3 protein-coding genes and 1 pseudogene are annotated in these 4,041 nt (G+C 33.0%); 3 read left to right on the forward strand and 1 reads right to left on the reverse strand.

Annotated features, from left to right (window positions below):
- A partial coding sequence (locus tag CBG25_RS15675) for a hypothetical protein (RefSeq protein ID WP_290604534.1) occupies positions 1-181 on the reverse strand: 181 nt, incomplete at its 3' end.
- A gap of 186 nt (positions 182-367) precedes the next feature.
- Here CBG25_RS15675 and ybjG point away from each other — a divergent pair.
- The 3 genes and pseudogenes from ybjG to CBG25_RS15690 all read left to right on the forward strand — a co-directional run.
- Positions 368-976: an undecaprenyl-diphosphate phosphatase gene (ybjG, locus tag CBG25_RS15680; protein ID WP_290607818.1), complete on the forward strand. Its 609-nt coding sequence runs from the start codon at positions 368-370 to the stop codon at positions 974-976.
- Between the two features lie 945 nt (positions 977-1,921).
- A complete protein-coding gene (locus CBG25_RS15685) occupies positions 1,922-3,232 on the forward strand; it encodes a serine/threonine transporter (protein ID WP_290607820.1) in 1,311 nt (436 codons plus the stop codon).
- A 145-nt stretch (positions 3,233-3,377) separates the two neighbouring features.
- Positions 3,378-3,916, forward strand: a pseudogene (locus CBG25_RS15690) (serine dehydratase beta chain); the annotation flags it as partial.
- Positions 3,917-4,041: the final 125 nt, after the last annotated feature.

Consider the following 4,041-nt stretch of genomic DNA (forward strand, 5'->3'; position numbering starts at 1 on the left):
AAGGTTCAACTAATCGCCATAGGTCTTTAGGGCGGAAACATCTACTTTTTAACCATCGGCTAACCGTGTCATGAGATAAAGGCGATGGGCTGACTTCTGATAACGCCAAACTAGAGTATCTTACACTGCTTACTTGCAAGAATATTTTATAGATATCTTTAATGCATGGATAACCGGACAAAATATGAACATCCTGATTTTTTCTTGTTTTTAAATTTATACTTCTTTTTTTAGAGACTGCGAAACTCGTGAAATGAATAAGTTTTATAAAAATATTACCAAACTTACTTTACCCTATGTAAAAGACATTTTACCCTTGGCTATCTAATATAAATAATCAGGATACATATTCAATGAGGGCTCTACCTTGCTAAACGATATTAACTTAAGTTTGTTTAGTTTTATTAATGCCACCCCAATTACATCCATTGGTACATTAACACTGGCAATTTTTTTGGCTAAACGACTCATTCTTATATTTCCCTTAATTACCATTGCCTGCTGGCTTTGGGGATCATCGAAAAATTTAGTTCGCCAAAGAGTGTTTGTCTGTAAAACCGCTCTCGCAGTTATTATCGGTTTAGCTATTTCTGGTTTTATTGGCGTAATTTTCCCACAAGAACGACCTTTTATGTTGGGGATAGGCCAACATTTTCTTGCTCATGCCCCAACACCATCATTTCCCAGTAATCATGCTACTATTGCTTTTACCTTCGCTTTTGGCTTTTTATTCTGGTTAAGAAATTGGATTGGGCTGTTATTATTTATACCGGCCTTCACAATTGCGTGGGCTAGAATTTTTCTCGGTGTACATTGGCCTTTGGATATGGCAGGCGCATTTCTGGTTGCGATTATAGCTTGTGGAATTAGTCAAACAATCTGGAAAATTGGTGGCCACAAATTACTACCATATATAATAAAAGTTTATCAAATCTTATTTGCACCTTTAATTAAAAAAGGCTGGATTAGAGATTGAATACTAAAATAATTTAAATATATATAAATAGCCTTTGTTAATTTAATAAGTTATCAATTTTAACGAGGCTATTTTATCACTCAACATTTTTAATAAGTTAAATAAACAGATAATTATTTATGATAAGCGTTACCTAAATGAAATAACATTATCTAATTTTACTAAAATAGAATTAAACATTGCTAGATTTAATATTTATGCCATTTATCATTTAAATTTAGGCTATTAATTTATAATGGTTATATCTTAAAATGAAATCATTTCACTATGAAATCTAAACAGCAAGTTAATAAAAATAAACTATTTTTCGTACAAAAGTAAAAAAACAATAATATGATGTTTAAAATGAAAACAGCCAATAACCAACAATAAATCAATTAATTATTATAACTAAGTGAAAGCGGTAAATATTATCAGTAAATTGTCCGTTTATTTATATACATTATAAAAATTAATAAAAATATTTTTATCAAAAATTGAGCTTATTAACTGAATGATTAAGCATATTTATTAAAACAACTTTTAAGTAAATATTAACTAACAATAGCTATATTTAACAAAATAAAAACAAAAAAACCACTCTCATTAACAATAAGCTATAGATGATTATACTTTTGGGATGATGATCACGGAACTTTATGCCGATAAATAATAAGATTTGCGTCTGAAAAACTAAAATATAATTTTGACATATAAAAAAACAAATAAAATTGATTCTAAGTAGTATTGTGATAATGACACTAAACCATAATATAGTATAGTATCGCAATTAACCTTTACTAGAATAATCAGTTACTTTATTTACATAAACTTTAACTATATATTTTGTTTATGTAGATAAAGAATATTGTATAAATATACCTGCAATCATAATTATATTGACCGGTTTTCATACATTAAAAATTTACTATTTTTTGTTTCTCGTTTTATATTTTGGAGATTACCATGGATACAACTCGAGTTGATTCCATCACTTCCTCATATGCACACCAGGACCTAAAAGTTTGGCGTAAAAATGATACAGTTTGGATGTTAGGTTTATATGGCACCGCGATCGGTGCTGGTGTACTCTTTTTACCCATTAACGCAGGTATGAGTGGCCTATTACCCGTCATTCTAATGACGTTACTCGCATTTCCAATGGCCTTTTTTTCCCATCGCGGTTTAACCCGCTTTGTATTATCCGGCTCAAAACCTAATGGCGATATTACTGAGGTTGTAGAAGAACATTTTGGCCGTTTTTCCGGTAATTGGATCACACTGCTCTATTTTTTTGCTATTTATCCTATCTTATTGGTATATGGCGTATCAATTACCAATAATGTCGAGAATTTCATCGTTGAACTCCTCGGTTTTAATGCTCCACCACGCTGGCTATTAGCACTTGTTCTTGTCGGTGGCATTATGGCTATTGTTAGCCTGGGTGAGAAATATATAGTCAAAATAATGAGTATGCTAGTATTTCCATTTATTGCGGTTTTGGTGATATTTTCACTCTATATGATCCCTCACTGGCATGGCGCTGCATTAGAAACACTTTCATTCTCCAATATTAATATGGATAGTACCGAAAATAACCAGAGTATGTTGGTTACGATTTGGTTAACTATTCCTGTTATGGTCTTTGCATTTAACCATTCACCTATTATTTCTGCATTTGCCGTTGCTAATCGTAAGGAATATGACGAGCATGCGGATCAAAAAGCTTCTCGAATTTTAGCTTCAGCACATATTTTAATGGTTATAACCGTAATGTTTTTCGTTTTTAGCTGTGTATTTACTTTATCTCCTGCTGATTTGGTAAAAGCAAAAGCGGCAAACATCAGTATCCTCGACTATTTATCTGGCTATTTCGATAAACCTTTTATTAAATTTGCCGCTTCACTAATTGCCTTCGTCGCAATTATAAAATCGTTCCTGGGACATTATCTCGGTGCGCGTGAAGGTTTTAATGGTTTGGTTGAACGTGCTTATCGGGCAAAAGGTAAAACAATCAATATCCAAAAACTAAATAAAGCGACTGCGATTTTTATGTTAGTCACTACCTGGTTAGTTGCTGCTTTAAATCCAAGCATTCTGAGCATTATTGAAAGTTTAGGTGGACCTGTTATTGCAATTTTATTGTTCATGATGCCAATGTATGCAATTAGCAGAATACCCGCTATGCGTAAGTATTCTGGTCATATTAGTAATATTTTTGTTGTCATTGTCGGTATTATCGCTATTTCAGCTGCAGTATATAAATTATTTCTTTAACGTTTAACGATTTTGGGATGGCTTTCATTTATTGGAATAAATGAATTAGCTTTCCCAAATATCGTAAGGCCGCAATATTAACTTCAACTCTTCGGCCAGCTTATTACTAAAAAATTAGCGCCTTTAACAAGGAGGCGAATAAAATATGAGTAGTGTTTTTGATATTTTTAAAATTGGCATTGGCCCATCCAGTTCTAATACTGTCGGACCAATGAAAGCCGGGAAACAATTTGTTGATAATCTAATTGAAAAAGAGATTCTGACTTCAGTAAAGCGCATTAGCGTTGATGTTTATGGTTCATTATCTTTAACCGGTAAAGGGCATGCCACTGATATTGCCATTATTATGGGATTAGCCGGTAATCTACCCGATACGGTAGCTATCGATTCTATCTCCACTTTTGTTAAAAATGTTGAACAAACTCAGCGCTTATCTCACTTGCCAATGGACAACATGTGGTGGATTTTCCCACACAAGGTGGTATGAATTTTCATACTACCAATCTGCCGCTGCATGAAAATGGTATGGTAATTACCGCTTTTGCGGCTGAAGATAAACTGTATAGTAATACCTATTATTCTATTGGCGGTGGTTTTATCGTTGATGAACAGCATTTTGGTCAAGAAAGTGGATCGCCGGTTAAAGTGCCTTATCCATACCAATCAGCTGCTGATCTACAAAAAACTAGTTGCTGAATAGAGACTTGCATTTTTTGTCACGCTATTGAGAATAAAAAGAGGTTTAACTTAGAGAATAAAGGTTTGAAATGATCAACAAAGAGCGGCTGTTACGAGATAATCGTTTATGT

Source organism: Arsenophonus sp. ENCA, assembly GCF_002287155.1.
GTDB classification, from domain to species: domain Bacteria; phylum Pseudomonadota; class Gammaproteobacteria; order Enterobacterales; family Enterobacteriaceae; genus Arsenophonus; species Arsenophonus nilaparvatae.

Excerpts from the sequence above, each read along its gene's own strand:
- CBG25_RS15685 (WP_290607820.1), top strand. The coding sequence starts at position 1,922 with ATGGATACAACTCGAGTTGATTCCATCACTTCCTCATATGCACACCAG.